This window comes from Streptomyces fildesensis (assembly GCF_016107395.1).
GTDB lineage: Bacteria > Actinomycetota > Actinomycetes > Streptomycetales > Streptomycetaceae > Actinacidiphila > Actinacidiphila fildesensis.
This window is the reverse complement of the sequence record NZ_JAAIKO010000010.1, coordinates 136860-151721: the sequence shown is the minus strand read 5'-3', so window position 1 is coordinate 151721 and position 14862 is coordinate 136860. Positions and strand designations below refer to the sequence as shown.

Here is a 14862-nt window from a genome sequence, read left to right as displayed (position 1 = left end):
TCAGGCCGGGTCGTCGGCCAGTTCCGATACGCCGGTGATGCGGTGCAGGGCGAACGTGCGGACCTCGTCGGCGGTGTGGTCGTAGGCGGTGACGAAGCCGCCCTCGACACGCACCGGGCCGATGACGCGCTGGCTGGCGGCGCCGTCCGCGTTCACGTAACCGATCCAGAGCGAGTCGCCGGTCAGTACGGCGGCCTGCATCGTGGCGAGGGTCTCCGCCGCGGCGGTACGGGGCAGCCCGCCGCGGGCCGCGGGCGCGGGGACGCTCTCGCGGTGCACGGCCGTGGAGGCCCGGTCGCCGGCCCTGATCGCCTTCACCGCGGCGCCGAGCAGTGTGCCGTCCGGGACCGGCGGTCCGTCGGTGACGGGGGTGGGCGCGGCCCGCCGCGGGGTGCGGACGGCGTCGGCGCGGGTGATGACGACATCGCCGTCGGCGGATTCCGCGGCCGGCGCGAAGCCCATCGCGCGCAGCCGCTCCAGCAGCGTCTCCGGCGCGCTCTGGGCGGCGAGCACGGTCGGCGCGAGGCGGCGCAGGCCGAGGCCGGAGGCCCTGCGGTCCGCGAGCAGCTCGCTGAGCAGCGCGTCGTCGTCGCACCGCAGGTACGCGGAGGCCGCGCCGACACGCAGTCGGCCGTGCCGGCGGGCCACGTCGTCGATCAGATAGCTGAGCGGCTGCGGTACGGACGTCCGTGAGTGCTCGGCGAGGAACGCGTGCAGGTCGGCGGCCGTACGCCCCGCGTCGAGCGCCCGGCGCACGGACTCCGGCGTGAACCGGTACACCGTCGCCCCGCCCTTGGACTCGATGTCGGCCAGCACGCCGATCATCTCCGCGAGCGGTGCCTCCAGCGGGCCGGGCGCCACCGCGGTGAGGTCCGCCTGCAGCAGCACGTGGTTGAGGGGCTCGGGGAGGAGCGGCGCGAGGCGGCTCGCGGCGGCAGCGGCCGCCGCCGCGGCTTCGGCGGGGGTGATGGCCGCGTTCGTGGCCGCGTTCACGTCCACGTTGACGTTCGTGTTCGCGTTCGCGGAGGTGCGGCGGCGCGGCACCGTCCGGGCCGGCTCGACCAGGGCGCGGGCGTGTCCGGCCAGGGCGCCACGGCCGGTCAGGCCGAGGAGCTCGGCCTCGGTGACGGTCCAGCGCAGCAGTTCCGCGCGGAGCGCGTCCGTCCCCGCGCCGCCGCGCAGCGGCCGGTCCCAGCGCAGCCGGTCGAGCAGTTCCGCGGGGGCGGCGGAGGCTCCCTCGGGGAGCGCGGCGAGCAGTTCCAGAACGCGCCGCCTGACCTCCGGCGCGAGGGAGCGGTCCAGCTCGGGGCCGAGCGCGGACAGCGCGCGGCCCTTGGAGTCCCGGCTGCCGACCAGGCCCGCGACGCGGGTGGCGGACAGCCAGGCCACGGCGAGCACCGTCCAGCGGTCCTGCGCGGGCAGCCGGAGCCAGTCGTCCGAGGCGGGCGTCGGCGCGTACGCCTCGTCCAGCTCGCCGTCCGAGGCCAGCAGGCCCGCCGCGTACGTCAGTTCCAGCCAGAACGCGGCCATCGTCTCGGACACGTCCAGCGTCGTCGCCACCCGCTTCAGGTCGCGGACGCTGACACCGCCGGCCCGCATCACGGGCGGGCCGCCGGTCTCCCACGCCTTGAGCAGTTCCTCGACGGTGCGGACGGCGTTGAACGCCTGGCCGGCGGCGGTGCCGTCCACAGCCTGTGGAGAATGTTCGACGGGCGTGACGGCCGGCGGCGCCGGCTCGACGGTGCGGTGCGCGCGGCCCGCCCGCAGGTGCAGGGCCGCTTCGCGGGGGAGCACGACGTTGTGCTGCCCGGCGGGCAGCAGCAGGCCCCGGGCCAGCAGCCACTGCACGGGCGTGGTCGCGGTCGCGGCCCGCACCGGCGCGATGGCGTCGCCGACCTCGCCGTACGGCGGGCCCCACGCCAGCTTGCCGAGCGCGCCGGTGGCGCCGTCCGGCGCCGTCGCCAGCAGCTTCTTCATCCGCTTGCGATCGCTGAACAGATCGGCCAGGGCCGCCACCGCGCTCATCGGGTCGTGGGTCGCGGGCAGCCCCGCGTCGGCGAGGATCTCCTGCAGCCGGGCCGGCGACATGCCGGACGTCGCTTCCGCGACGGACGGGCCCAGGCCGGTGGGCGACGGTACGGACGCCGACGGCGCGAGCAGGTCGCGGGCGGTGCGCACCAGCCGCAGCCGGTCCTCGCCGCCCCACACCAGCCCCTGCGCGCGCAGGCTCTCCACGGCGTGCGGGAGGGCCGCGTCGGTCGCCTTGTCGGCGGCGTCGCCCGTCATCAGGGCGCGGAGCACGGAGTAGGCGCCGCCGTCGGGCATGACGGCGAGGGCTTCTGCGGTCTGCAGCGTGAAGCGGTCGAGACGCTCCAGGGCGCGGACGACGGAGGCGCGGGTGGCCGCGCGTGTCGCGAGCTGCGTGAGGTCGTTCGGAACCGGACTGAGCAGGTCCGGGCGGGCGCGGAGGAGCGTGGCCAGCGCTTCGTCGCCGCGGGCCCGCAGATCTTCTGCCAGCGTGCGGGGTGCGCTGCCGGTCACGGTCGGCTGCCGGGCTGGCCGGGCTGCTCGGTGGTCATCCGTCCCACATTACCGGTCCCCCCGGGTGGGTGGTTGTGGTGCCGGGGGCCGGGTCCTCCGGGGGAGGGGTCCGAAATCGTATGTTTACGGTCCCCCAACCTTCGGCCGGGGGTGCCCCCAGCGGCCCACACATACACGGCAGCATTTCGGACCCCTCCCCCTGTGGCCCCGTCCCCCTCACGCCACAACAGGTCCGTCCGGCCCGGCGCCCGAAGTCCGCCGCAGGCGCAACGGCGCGGCAGGGGCCGACGTCCCTGCGGGAGCGCGGGTGGTGTCTGTGGCGTGCATTCGTGACGGCGGTGGTGGGGGCACCCCCGGCCGAAGGTTGGGGGAGGGTGGGGGAAAGCCCGCCGCAGGCGTGACGGTGCCGCTGGCGCTGACGTACCCGCACCCCCGCCCCGCGTGCCTGTCCCTCGCCGTGGGGCGGACGCTCACCCCGCGGCCGGCAGGCGAAATCTGCAGGCCGGGTCGTTGGAAGGGAGCCGGCCGCAGGTCAGATGTGGCGGCTTCGCCAGAGGACGTAGAGCGCTGAACCGACCGCCGCCACCCTGACCACCACCGGAAGCCCGTCCTGCAGTGCCTGGCCCATCGTGCCCTGGGGCACGGGCTCGCCCCATTTGCCCGCGGTCCGGCCCCACAGCCAGACGAGGAGGCCGGCCGCCGCCATGCCGGGGATGCCGAAGACCGCGAACTTCGCCTGGTTGCGCGACAGGCGGCGGGAGAAGTAGGCGACGAGCCAGCCCAGACCCAGCGGAATCCACGAGCCCAGCACCGCACCGGCCACGAGCAGGGCGCCGGCCAGCAGCAGCATCGGGTTGGCGCGCCCCAGCGGTTCCCGTACTTCCCGGATGCGGCGCCGGCGCAGCAGCCGACGGCGTGGCGCGGCCTCCTCGACGCCCTCTTCCAGCACTTCCTCTTCGAGCGCCTCGGCTTCCTCCTCCTCTTCGTCCTCCTCGTCGAGGTCGAAGTCGAAGTGCGCCCCGCCCGTCATGCCGGGCAGCCCCGTCAGCTCGTCCCCCGGGCGCCCGGCCGGGGCTCCGACGCTCCACCAGTCGTGCTCGCCCGGTGCGTCGTCCCGCTGCTGGGGGACCTTCCGGACGGACGCGGGCTGCTCCGACGGTGTCTGCGGCCGGCCGGCCGCGGCCTCCACCACTTCGTCCGGCGAACCCAGCCGCCCCAGGATCCGCCGCACGGCCGCCGGACTGTCCCCGGCCCCGGGTCCCGAGGTGCTGACCCGCTCCCGGTCGATGTCGCGGCGCAACTGCGCCACGAGCCGCATCCGTTGGGCAGCGGGCAGCGTCGTCTGTGCCAGGTCACCGACCCGGCTCAAGTAGTCGAACACGAGCTGGTCGCTCTCGACACCCATCCGCCCCACCGCCCAAACCGCTGGCTCCACCGCTCCGTTGAAGGTACCGCGACGGCTCCCGCCGGCGGGAGACCGACGCCTCCGGCGGGGGCGCGGGTACGACGGCCCGCGCGGGCTGCTCGCGCCGCGCGCCGTGTGTGCCCGGGGCGCTGATCGGTGTGTGGTACATCGATCTGCTGGGGGTTCGCTCGGTGTGCAGGTGGTGCGGGGTGAGAATGGCGGTATGACTACCGCTTCGCATGTTCCCGGGACCCCCACGATCACGGTCGGCTTCGACCTCGACATGACCCTCATCGACTCCCGGCCCGGCATCAAGGCCGCCTTCGACCGGCTGTCCGCGGAGACCGGAGTCTTCATCGACTCGGAGCTGGTCGTCACCCGGCTCGGGCCGCCGCTCGACCAGGAGCTCGCCCACTGGTTCCCGGCCGACGCCATCGCGGAGACCGCCGACCGCTTCCGCGCGCTCTACCCGGACTACGCCATCGCACCGACGCCCGCGCTGCCCGGAGCCCGTGCCTCCGTCGACGCGGTGCGCGCGGCGGGCGGCCGGGCGGTCGTCGTCACGGCCAAGTACGAGCCCAACGCCAGGCTGCACCTGGACCACCTGGGCATCGAGGCCGAGGTGCGCGGCTGGCTGTGGGCCGAGGCCAAGGCGGAGGCGCTGCTCGAATACGGCGCCTCGATCTATGTGGGCGACCACACGGGCGATGTGCGCGGCGCCCGTGTCGCGGGCGCGCTCTCCGTCGGCGTCGCCACCGGGCCGTGCGACGCCGCGGAGCTGCGGGCGGCGGGCGCGGACGTGGTGCTGGACAGCCTGACCGAATTCCCCGCCTGGTTCGCCGGCTACGCGCCGGCGGCCGCCTGACCCTCCCTGGCCTCCTGGACCCGGCGCTTCTGCGCGAGGGCGGAGCGCAGCAGCCCGCCGAGCGCGAGCGCCAGACCGGCGCCCATCAGCATCGACACGAAGTACGCGGGCGTCGGCAGCGGGTCGGTGCCGAGGAGCAGCGGAACCATGGTGGCCAGCGTGCTCACGGCGCCCACGAAGAAGACGATCGCGCCGACGCGCACCAGGACGTCGCCCGCCCCGCGGGTTTCGGACGTTGCGGGGGTCGTCCCCCGGGAGTGAGGTGTGTTGGTCACCCGACCAGGGTAGATCGGGTCCAGAGAGATGGGGGACCACGGCGTCTTGTCACGGGCCATCGGGCCAATAGGCTGGTAGCACGAGCAGGTCCGGCCAGGACGGGCCTGCCGCACTGCTATCCAGGGCCCTTTCGGGGGCTTTACGAGCGATGAGGACGAGGTCGGACGTGCCTACCGGCAAGGTCAAGTGGTTCAACAGCGAGAAGGGCTTCGGCTTCCTCTCCCGCGATGACGGCGGCGACGTCTTCGTGCACTCGTCGGTGCTGCCCGACGGGGTGGCCGCGCTCAAGCCCGGTCAGCGTGTGGAGTTCGGAGTGGTGAACGGCCAGCGCGGCGAACAGGCGCTCTCCGTCACGCTCCTCGAACCCGCACCGTCCGTCGCGGCCGCGCAGCGCCGCAAGCCGGACGAACTGCTGCCGATCGTCCAGGACCTCACCACGCTCCTGGAGGAGGTGGCGCGCTCGCTGCAGCGGGGCCGGTACCCGGAGAAGACCCACGGCCACAAGATCGCGGGCGTGCTGCGCGCGGTGGCCGACCAGTTGGACGTCTAGGGCGTGTTGCGAAAGTAGCGCCGTTCGCCCGGAGGGCGTGGTCCACGGCGTCCGGTGCGTGCGCTCGCATGGCGGAGGGTCGTCCTCGTACTGGACGTACGTGGACGAGCCGGACAACGCGGCGAGGGCGCTTGCCGGGCGTCGTGGGCCAGGCGGGACTTTCGCAACACGCCCTAGGGGTCGCGGGGGATTCGCGGCGTCAGAACGTCAGCGCGTCGGGGCCGAGGGGCGGTACCAGTCCCTCGGCCGCCGCGCGGGTGAGCAGGCCGCGGACCGCCGCGTAGCCGTCCTCACCGAGGTCGGCCGTGAACTCGTTCACATAGAGCCCGATGTGCTGGTCGGCGACCGCCGGGTCCATCTCCTGCGAGTGGGCCAGCACGTAGTCGCGCGAGGCCGCCGGGTCGTCCCACGCCATCCGCACCGACGTCCGGATCGCGTCCGCCAGCGCGTTCAGCTGCTCGGCACCCAGCGACCGCTTGGCGATGATCGCGCCGAGCGGGATCGGCAGGCCGGTGGTGTCCTCCCAGTGCTCGCCCATGTCGGCGAGCTTGTGCAGCCCGTACTGCTGGTACGTGAAACGCGCCTCGTGGATGACCAGGCCCGCGTCGACCCGGCCGTCCCGCACCGCGGGCATGATCTCGTGGAACGGCATGACCACGACCTTGCCGATACCCTCCGGCACTTCGGCCGCCGCCCACAGCCGGAACAGCAGATACGCCGTCGAGCGCTCGCTCGGCACCGCGACGGTCTTCCCGGCCAGGCTCATGGGGTCGCGGGTCAGCACCAGCGGGCCGCAGCCGCGGCCCAGGGCGCCGCCGCACGGCAGCAGCGCGTACTCGTCCAGCACCCACGGCAGGACGGCGTACGACACCTTCAGCACGTCGTACTCGCACTCCGCGCCCTGCTCGGCCAGGGTGTTGGTGATGTCGATGTCCGCGAACGTCACGTCCAGGGCGGGCGCGTCCGGCACCAGGCCGTGCGCCCACGCGTGGAACACGAAGGTGTCGTTCGGGCAGGGCGAATACGCGATCTTCATGTCAGGTCCCCAGGTCCTCACCGTCGAGCGCCGCCGGGAGTTTCCCGAAAGCCCCGGTCAGCGCGGCGAGCGCCGCCCCGATCCGCCAGGCCGCGCGGTCGCGCGGGCCCACCGGATTCGACACCGTACGGATCTCCAGCACGGGTACGCGGTGCGCCGCCGCGGCCTCCGCGACGCCGAACCCCTCCATCGCCTCGACGACGGCACCGGGATGGCGGTCCGCCAGCTCGGCGGCCCGCTCGGCGCTTCCGGTCACCGTGGACACCGTCAGGACCGGTCCGTGGACCGCGCCCAGCGCCCGGGCCACGGCCGCGCTCAGCGCGGCGGGCGGCCGGTGCTCGTTCACTCCGAAGCCCAGTTCCGCGACGGGCAGGAAACCGTCGGGCGTCTGCGCGCCCAGGTCCGCAGCCACGATGGTCTCCGCGACGGCCACCGACCCCAGGGGAGCGGCGGGCTGGAAGCCGCCGCCGATCCCGGCGGAGACCACCAGGTCGTACGGGGAGTCCGCCGAGGCCAGCGCGGTGGCCGTGCCGGCCGCCGCGGCGGCCGGGCCGACTCCTGCGGCGATCACGTCGCAGTGCACCGCGGGGTGCGCGGCCGCGCACAGTCCCGCGGTCACGGCATCCCGTTCCGCCGCCACCGCGGTCACCACCAGCAGACGCATCTCCGCGGACCCGCTATGCGGCCTTCTCCAGCTTGAACTGCCAGACACCGAAGACGTTGTCGGCAGTGGCGTCGGAACTGCCGACGATGTTCAGCGTGGCGTTCTTGAGCGGCATCGAGCTGCCGGTCTGCGGGTCGCTGACCGTGAAGATCCCGGCGGACTCGGTGAGCGTCCAGTACGTCTCGTCCTTCAGGACGTCCGTCTTCTGGTTCACGCCCGAGGCGATCAGCCAGCCCTTCTCACCGATGGACGGGTCGACGCCGACCCGGATCTTCTCACCCGGCTTGACCTTGATCGTGTGCTTGGGGGCGGCGCTCAGGCACGCGATGAAGATCGCGCTCGGCAGCTTCTTGCCCTTGGCGTAGCACTTGTCAGTGGCCTCGGTGGTCACGGTCTTGGTGCCCACGGTCACGGTCGCCAGCGGGGTCGGCTTCTCACAAGCGGTGAGGAGGACCAGCCCGAGGGACACGGCACCGAGGGCGGCGGCAGCGCGGCGAATGCTCATGGAGGTGAGGCTACCGGGCGGTCGGCTTCCCGCCGCGCGGGGGTACGGCGTGGCGTCGCGCCGCGGGAGGTCGCGCGGCGGGAGGTCGCGCGGCGGGAGGTGGCACGGGAGGTCGTGCGGCGGGCCGTCCGGCCGTCGGTGCGTCACGCCACGCGCGGGCGGGCCGTTCCGCGGCGGGCCGCGCCCATCAGGCCGCGGACCGACAGGACGAAGCCCACCAGCACCAGGCCGGCCGCCACCGCCATCCCCAGCGAACCGATCAGCGGCAGCAGTATCCCGAGCCCGCCGCCGACGACCCATGACAGTTGCAGGGCGGTCTCCGAACGGGCGAACGCCGACGTCCTGACCTCTTCGGGGACGTCGCGCTGGATGAGCGCGTCCAGCGACAGCTTGCTCAGCGCCTGAGCGATACCGGCCACCGCCGCGACCGCCGCGACCGTCACCGTGCCGTACATCAGCGCGGCGACCGTCGTCGCCGCGAGCGCGCCGATCAGCGCCATCGCGATGATGATCTCCGGGCCGCGGGACTTCAGCCACGCCCCGAGCGCGGTCCCCAGCGCGTTGCCCGCGCCCGCCGCGACCGCCACCATGCCCAGCGAGAACGCCGGCGTCAGTCCGCTGAACGGGTGCTCGCGCAGCAGGAACGCCAGGAACATCGTCAGGAAGCCGGACAGCGCGCGCAGCCCGGAATTGGCCTGCAGCGCGTGCAGCACGGACGATCCGACGCCCAGCAGCCCCGGCTTGCGTCCTGGCCCGCGCAGCCCGTCGCCCGGCAGGCCGGCGCCGGGCGTGTCGATGCCGTCGCCGGCACCGCCCGTGTCGGCGGCCCGCAGCTCGGCGAACCGCGCCTTCGCCTCGCCCTTCGCCGAGTCCACCTTGTGCGGCAGCGACATCGACAGCAGCGCCCCGCCCGCGAACACCACGAACGCCCCGTACAGCGGCCACTGCGGCCCGATCATGTGCAGCCCGGCGCCGATCGGCGCCGCGATCGCCGTCGCCAGCAGCCCGGCCAGCGTGACCCGCGAATTCGCCCTCACCAGCGTCGTCTGTCCTGGCAGGAGTCTCGGTACGACGGCGCTGCGCACCACGCCGTACGCCTTCGACGCCACGAGCACGCCCAGCGCCGCCGGGTACAGGCCGAGGCCCGCCGTCGTCACCACCGACGCCATCGTCCAGGCGAGCACCGCCCGCGCCAGCATCGCCATCGCCATGGCGGCCCGGCGGCCGTGCGTCATCCGGTCCAGCAGCGGGCCGATCACCGGCGCGAGCAACGCGAATGGCGCCATCGTGACCAGAAGATAGAGCGCCACCCGGCCGCGCGCCTCGCCGGTCGGTACCGAAAAGAACACAGTGCTGGCGAGAGCGATCGTGATCAACATGTCGCCCGCAGAATTCACCGCGTGCAGTTCGATCAGTTTCGCGAGTCCGGACTCGCCCGCCCCGTGGGCGTGCGTGGACCGCCGAATGCGGCGGCGCACGGCCCCACCGGACCGCCGCGCCGCGCTCACCAGGGCGCGTCCTGCCCTGCGGAGGGGCCCCGGGCCGGACGTCACTACGCTTGCCACGAAGGCCATCCTGCCCCAAATGAGCTGCCTGTCACCCCCTCCTTTGCGCACGCGGTGCGCACGGGTAGCGTGCGATCGCGCAGAATGGGTGCCAACAGGTGCGCCCGAGGTCGTTCGGGTAGGGAAAGAAGCGTCGACGCGGTCCGCAGGTCCGCTCCGTTTTGGCCCCCGCCCGCTTCCGGCGGCGCACACGTGAGACGGCGTAACGGAGAGAATCGATTCTTGTGAGTGCTGCGATGCGAAGCCGTACCCCAGACCGCCTGTGCGCCGAGGCGGTCGATGTCGCGCTGGCTGTGACCGAGGAGGCCGCCGGGCCGCAATCGGTCGGCGAGCATCTTGGCGTCGTCGCCGAGGGCGACCGCGTCGTCACTCACTATTTCGCCTGCAAGGAACCCGCGTACCGCGGGTGGCGCTGGGCCACGACGCTCACGCGGGCCTCGCGCGCCAAGAACATCACCATCGACGAGACCGTGCTGCTGCCCGGCGACGACTCGATCCTGGCCCCCGAGTGGGTGCCGTGGAGCGAGCGGCTCCGGCCGGGTGACATGGGGCCCGGCGACCTGCTGCCGACCGAGTCCGACGATCTCCGTCTCGAACCCGGATGGAGCGGCGAGGACGCGCCGCTGCCGAACTCCGTGGTGTCGGAGGAGCTCGCCGACGTCGTCGAGGCCGAGGACGCCGAGCTGTCCGGCCCTGCGGCCGCGCTTCCCGCGATCGGCAGCATCGGCGCGATCGCCGGGGAAATCGGGATGGGCCGCCGGCGTGTCCTCTCGCGGTTCGGCCTGCACGCCGCGGCCGACCGCTGGGAGGAAGAGTTCGGCCCCAAGACGCCGATGGCCCAGGCGGCCCCGGCCAACTGCCTCAGCTGCGGCTTCTTCGTCCCGATCGCGGGCTCGCTGCGGCAGGCGTTCGGCATCTGCGCGAACGAGTTCTCGCCGGCGGACGGGCGTGTCGTGTCGCTCGGGTACGGGTGCGGGGGTCACTCGGAGGCGGCGGTGATGCCGAAGCCGCCGGTGCCGGCGCCGATGACTCTTGACGAGATCAATGAGGTGGATCCGCTGGTGCTGCATCCGGATCGGCATGGGTCGGTGGAGGAGTCGACGCCGGCGGAGGAGCTGGGTCACTCCTAGGCCGTTGAGGGCTCCGGTGCCGGGGCCCTCCGGGCCGGGGCTTCGAAATCGACTATTGACGATCCCCCAACCTCCGGCCGGGGTGCCCCCAGCGGCCCACAAATAGCTCGGCAGCATTTCGAGCAACCCCTCCCCTAGCCTCCGGCCGGAGGCGCCCCCAGGCGGCCCCGGTCCCTTCGCGTTACAGCCGGCCTGCGGGAGCGCGGCTGTTGTTTGTGACGTGCATTCGTGACGGCAAAGGTTGGGGGAGGGCGGGGATAGTCCGCCGCAGGCGCAACGGCGCTGCGGGCGTCCGCGTACCGGTACCCGCGACGGGCCTGCGGGCACCCGCCCGTCCGGACCTGGCCAGCAGGCAAGGGGCGGGGGTGGGGAACGGCCCGCCGCAGGCGTGACGGTGTCGCGGGGGCCCGCGTACGTGCACCCCCCGCCGGAGGCGGTGCGGCCCGCCGCAGGCGTGGCGGTGTCGCGGGACCCGCGTCCCGCACCGCCCCGTCGGCAGGGGCTGACCTACCCGCCAGGTCCGCCGGAGGCGCATGAAGCGATACCTTCCCCAGGCAGGGGATTACGCGAGGCGAGGGAGACACCGACGTGAGCGGCGCAGCGGCGGTACGGGAATCCGGCGGGGCAGCGGCGGCGGATGGTTTCGGGACGGGGCGGCTGCGCCGCGGGGTGCTGGACGCGTGGGCGGCGTCGGCGGCGCGGTTCAGGGAGGACGCCAACGCCGAGGAGGACCTGGCGCTCGGCGGCTACCGGGACCGGCTCGTCGTCGAGCTGGCGCAGAACGCGGCGGACGCCGCGGTGCGGGCCGGGGTGCGGGGCAGCCTGCGGCTGACGCTGCACGCGGCGGAGGGCGACAGCCCCGCCGTGCTGGCGGCGGCGAACACCGGGGCGCCGCTGGACGCCGCGGGGGTGGAGTCGTTGTCGACGCTGCGGGCGTCGGCGAAGCGGGAGGACGCGGAGACCACCGTCGGCCGGTTCGGCGTGGGGTTCGCGTCGGTGCTGGCGGTGAGTGACGAGCCGGCGGTGGTCGGGCGCTCCGGGGGTGTGCGGTGGTCGCTGGCGGAGGCCAGGGCGCTGGCGGCGGAGACGCCGGGGCTCGCGGACGAGCTGCGGCGCCGGGACGGGCATGTGCCGCTGCTGCGGCTGCCGTTCCCGGCGGAGGGTTCCGCGCCGGACGGGTACGACACGGTCGTGGTGCTGCCGCTGCGGGACGGTGCCGCGGAGGATCTGGCGGAGCGGCTGCTGGCGGGGATCGACGACGCGCTGCTGCTGACGCTGCCAGGGCTGTCCGAGGTCGTGATCGACACGCCGGACGGCGTAAGGACTTTGACGCAGCGTCAGGACGACGGAACGGTCCTCGTGGAGGACAGCGCGGCGGGTGCCGCGACCCGGTGGCGGGTGGCGTCGGCGGCGGGTCCGCTGGAGGCGGGGCTGCTGGCGGACCGGCCGGTGGAGGAGCGGTTGCGGCCGGTGTGGTCGGTGACCTGGGCGGTGCCGGTGGAGGGGGACGGTTCGCCGGGCCGGCCGCGTACGGCGGGCGTGGTGCACGCCCCGACGCCGACGGACGAGCCGCTGGGCCTGCCGGCGCTGCTGATCGCGTCGTTCCCGATGGATCCGAGCCGGCGGCACGCCGCGCCGGGTCCGCTGACGGACTTTCTGGTCGCGCGGGCGGCCGAGACCTATGTGGAGCTGCTGCGCGACTGGCAGCCGGTCGGGGCCGGCATCGTGGACCTGGTGCCGGGGCCGCTCGGCAAGGGGGAGCTGGACGCGGAGCTGCGCCGGCAGGTGCTGGCCGGTTTGCCCCGTACGGCGTTCCTGCCGCGGGCGGTGGCGGTGCCGATGAGCGGCGACGCGCCCGAGGTGGCGGAGGGCCGGTGGGACGGCGGGGTCGGCGGTCCGGTGGTCGAGGGCGAGGCGCTGCGGCCGGTGGACGCCGAGGTCGTGGAGGGTGCGCAGGCGGAGGCCGTCAGTGTGCTCGCCGAGGTGTTCCCGACGCTGCTGCCGGCGAGTCTTGAGCGCCGCCCGGAGCTGCGTGCGCTGGGTGTGGCGCGGTTGTCGCTGGCCGACGCGATCGACCGGCTGGCGGGCGCCGAGCGCCCGGCGGTCTGGTGGCGCCGGCTGTACGACGCGCTGGCCGGGACGGATCCGGACCGGCTGACGGGCCTGCCGGTGCCGTTGGCGGACGGCCGGACGGTCGTCGGTCCGCGCCAGGTGCTGCTGCCGCTGCCCGACGGCGGGGTGGACCTCGCGCCGCTGGCCCGGCTGGGGCTGAAGGTGGCCGACCCCGAGGCGGTGCATCCGCTGCTGGAGAAGCTGGGCGCGCTGTCCGCGACGCCGAACGCCGTGCTGACGACCCCGCAGGTGCGGGCGGCCGTCGCCGGTTCGCTGGATTCGGGGGAGATCTGGGACGAGGACGGCCTGGACGCCGACGAGCTGGCGGAGGTCGTGCTCGGGCTGGTGAAGGCGGCGGGTCTCGTGCCGGGCGACGAGCCGTGGCTGGGGGCGCTGGCGCTGCCCGACGACGAGGGCGAACTGGCCCCGGCGGGCGAGCTGGTGCTGCCGGGCAGCGCGCTGGAGCAGGTGCTGCGGGAGGGCGAACTCGCCCCCGTGGACCAGGAGCTGGCCGACCGCTGGGGCGAGCAACCGCTGACGGCCGTGGGCGTGCTGGCGACGTTCGCGCTGGTGCGGGCGGCTGACGTGGTGCTGGATCCGGACGAGCTGGAGCCGCGCGAGAGCGACTGGGCAGAGCCGGACGACGTCGGCCTGCTGGACGCCGTCGACGTGTGGTGCGAGGACGTGCTGGACCGGCTGCCGGAGACGGATGTCCCGCCGGTCGCCACGGAGATCGTCGCGGTCCGGGATCTGGATCTGGTCGACGACGACGCGTGGCCGCAGGCGCTGGCCATGCTGTCCCGGCCGCCGCTGCGCGACGCGATCACCGCGCCCGTACGGGTGCTGCTACCGGACGGTACGACCGAGTCGGTGCGTGCGTACTCGGCGTGGTGGCTGCGCGACCACCCCGTGCTGGACGGCCGCCGGCCGGTCGGTCTGCGGGCCGCCGGGGGCGATCCGCTGCTGGCGGGGCTGTACGACGAGGCCGATGTCGATGTGGACGAGCAGGTGCTGCGCGCGCTGGGCGTCCGGACGACGGTGTCGGCGCTGCTGGACGAGCCGGGCGGCGGCGCCGAGCTGCTGGCGCGGCTGGCCGACCCGGACCGGCCGGTGACCTCCGCGCAGCTGCTGCGGCTGTACGCGGCGCTGGCCGCGCTCGACCCTCAGCAGGTGACGCTGCCGGACGAGCTGCGGGCCGTCGTCGACGGCGAGGTGTGCGTCGTGGACGCGGGTGACGCGCTGGTCGCGGACGCCCCGGACCTGCTGCCGCTGGCCGCCGGGCAGCCGCTGCTGCCGGTACCGCCGTACCGGGCGGGGGATCTGGCGGAGCTGTTCCAGGTCCGCCGGCTGAGCGAGGCGTACGACGCGCCGGTGGTCTCCGAAGGGGAGACCCACGAGGTCCCGGCGGCCGTGCACGAGCTGCTGCCGACGGCTCCCCGGTCGTACGTCGAGCACGAGGAGCTCGTGGTGGCGGGCGGCACGGAGCTGGACTGGCGTTACGTCGACGGCGTCCTGCACGCCGCGACCGTCGAGGGTGTCGCGGCCGGGCTGGCGTGGGCCGCGGGGCAGTGGCAGCGCCGCTTCGAGCTCGCGGCGCTGCTGGAGGACTCGTCCCGCACGGAGGAACTGGCCCGCGCCCGCTGGTTCGACTAGGGAGTGACTCCGAACCAGGCCGTCAGTGGCCTGAGCTGAGTCTGGCCGCCTGGGCCCGCCCCACTTCGGTGGCGCGGCCCAGGAAGTCGGCGATGACGTCGAGCTCGCGGTCGCTGTACCCGTCGAGGATCTCGGTGAAGGCCTCGCCGGGCTCGTCCCAGGCTTCCCCGACCCTGGTGAGCGCCTCCGGCGCGAGGGCGACGAGCGCGCGCCTGCGGTCGCCGGGGTCGGCGGTCCTGACGACCAGGCCGGCCTTCTCCAGACGGTCGACGAGCCGGGTCGCGGAGCCGGCCGTGAGGCCGGTCAGTTTGGCGATCCGCCCGGTGCTCAGCGGCTCCGGCTCCATGCCGAGCAGACCCAGGCACTGAAGGTCGGTGGGGTGCAGGCCGAGGTGGTCGGCCATGGCCTGGTTGAAGACCGTCCAGGCGGCGTAGTGGCGCTGGCTCTCGTCGGCGATCCGGGCGAGCAATTCTTTTCGGCTTGACATCGGGTCCTTCTTGCTCCAGATTTATGTGCGTGACGCAACATCTGCGCGGCGCAATCTGATCGCCGCGGTTGCA

12 protein-coding genes are annotated in these 14862 nt (G+C 74.2%); 4 read left to right on the top strand and 8 right to left on the bottom strand.

What is annotated here, in order from left to right; translation table 11 throughout:
- On the bottom strand, nt 1-2541 hold the full coding sequence (locus tag C6N31_RS17610; RefSeq protein ID WP_198357809.1) for a helicase-associated domain-containing protein: 2541 nt from the start codon (nt 2539-2541) through the stop codon (nt 1-3).
- 532 nt (nt 2542-3073) lie between these two features.
- A complete protein-coding gene (locus C6N31_RS17605; protein WP_198357808.1) occupies nt 3074-3946 on the bottom strand; it encodes a hypothetical protein in 873 nt (290 codons plus the stop codon).
- 223 nt (nt 3947-4169) lie between these two features.
- On the opposite strand from C6N31_RS17605, the gene C6N31_RS17600 reads away from it, so the two are divergent.
- Nucleotides 4170-4811: an HAD family hydrolase gene (locus tag C6N31_RS17600; RefSeq protein ID WP_138358912.1), complete on the top strand. Its 642-nt coding sequence runs from the start codon at nt 4170-4172 to the stop codon at nt 4809-4811.
- On the opposite strand, the gene C6N31_RS17595 is transcribed toward C6N31_RS17600, so the two are convergent.
- A complete protein-coding gene (locus C6N31_RS17595) occupies nt 4790-5086 on the bottom strand; it encodes a hypothetical protein (protein WP_138358914.1) in 297 nt (98 codons plus the stop codon). The genes C6N31_RS17600 and C6N31_RS17595 overlap by 22 nt on opposite strands.
- Before the next feature lie 167 nt (nt 5087-5253).
- Between C6N31_RS17595 and C6N31_RS45585 the strand changes: the two genes are divergently transcribed.
- Nucleotides 5254-5637 (top strand): cold-shock protein, encoded by a 384-nt coding sequence (locus C6N31_RS45585; RefSeq protein ID WP_138358916.1) that lies wholly within the window; start codon nt 5254-5256, stop codon nt 5635-5637.
- A gap of 199 nt (nt 5638-5836) precedes the next feature.
- Here the strand turns inward: C6N31_RS45585 and C6N31_RS17585 are convergent, their stop codons facing one another.
- The 4 genes from C6N31_RS17585 to C6N31_RS17570 form a co-directional block, all read right to left on the bottom strand.
- Nucleotides 5837-6673, bottom strand: a complete 837-nt coding sequence (locus tag C6N31_RS17585) for a 1,4-dihydroxy-6-naphtoate synthase (RefSeq protein ID WP_138358918.1) — start codon at nt 6671-6673, stop codon at nt 5837-5839.
- Nucleotide 6674: 1 nt separating this feature from the next.
- Nucleotides 6675-7337, bottom strand: coding sequence for a futalosine hydrolase (locus C6N31_RS17580; RefSeq protein ID WP_138358920.1), 663 nt, complete (start codon nt 7335-7337; stop codon nt 6675-6677).
- 13 nt (nt 7338-7350) lie between these two features.
- A complete protein-coding gene (locus C6N31_RS17575; RefSeq protein ID WP_138358922.1) occupies nt 7351-7842 on the bottom strand; it encodes a hypothetical protein in 492 nt (163 codons plus the stop codon).
- A gap of 143 nt (nt 7843-7985) precedes the next feature.
- Nucleotides 7986-9416 (bottom strand): MFS transporter, encoded by a 1431-nt coding sequence (locus C6N31_RS17570; RefSeq protein ID WP_198357807.1) that lies wholly within the window; start codon nt 9414-9416, stop codon nt 7986-7988.
- Nucleotides 9417-9643: 227 nt separating this feature from the next.
- On the opposite strand from C6N31_RS17570, the gene C6N31_RS17565 reads away from it, so the two are divergent.
- Nucleotides 9644-10537, top strand: coding sequence for a DUF3027 domain-containing protein (locus C6N31_RS17565; protein WP_138358926.1), 894 nt, complete (start codon nt 9644-9646; stop codon nt 10535-10537).
- Nucleotides 10538-11125: 588 nt separating this feature from the next.
- Nucleotides 11126-14302, top strand: a complete 3177-nt coding sequence (locus C6N31_RS17560) for a sacsin N-terminal ATP-binding-like domain-containing protein (RefSeq protein ID WP_198357806.1) — start codon at nt 11126-11128, stop codon at nt 14300-14302.
- Between the two features lie 22 nt (nt 14303-14324).
- Here C6N31_RS17560 and C6N31_RS17555 read toward each other — a convergent pair whose 3' ends face one another.
- Nucleotides 14325-14789 carry a MarR family winged helix-turn-helix transcriptional regulator gene (locus C6N31_RS17555; protein ID WP_138353495.1) on the bottom strand — a complete coding sequence of 155 codons (465 nt, stop codon included), beginning with the start codon at nt 14787-14789 and terminating at the stop codon, nt 14325-14327.
- Nucleotides 14790-14862: the final 73 nt, after the last annotated feature.